1 protein-coding gene is annotated in these 436 nt (G+C 69.0%); it reads left to right on the forward strand.

Going from position 1 to position 436, the window contains the following annotated elements; translation table 11 throughout:
• A partial coding sequence (locus tag AB4039_RS42500) for a S8 family serine peptidase (RefSeq protein ID WP_442273344.1) occupies nt 1-436 on the forward strand: 436 nt, incomplete at both ends.

Below are 436 nucleotides of genomic sequence, written 5' to 3' on the forward strand. Positions count from 1 at the left end.
CGGTACGCACGTCGCGGGCACCATCGCGGCGTCCAAGAACGGCATCGGCGTCTCCGGCGTCGCTCCGGACGTCTCGATCGTCAACGTGCGCGCCGGCCAGGACTCGGGCTACTTCTTCGTCGGCCCGACGGTCAACGCCCTGACCTACTCGGCCGACGCCGGCCTCGACGTGGTCAACATGAGCTTCTACGTCGACCCGTGGGCGTACTACTGCCAGGGCGGCGCCCCCGAGGACAGCCCGGAGGAGGCGGCTGAGCAGGACATGACCATCGAGTCGATGTCCCGTGCGCTGCGCTACGCGCACAGCAAGGACGTCACCCTCGTGGGTGCTCTCGGCAACGCCTCGACGGACCTGTCGAACCCCGGCACCGACTCGAGCAGCCCCAACTTCCCCGAGGGCAACGAGCACGAGCGCACCATCGACAACGCCCGGTGC

The organism is Streptomyces sp. M-16, from assembly GCF_052114405.1.
Classification (GTDB): Bacteria; Actinomycetota; Actinomycetes; order Streptomycetales; family Streptomycetaceae; genus Streptomyces.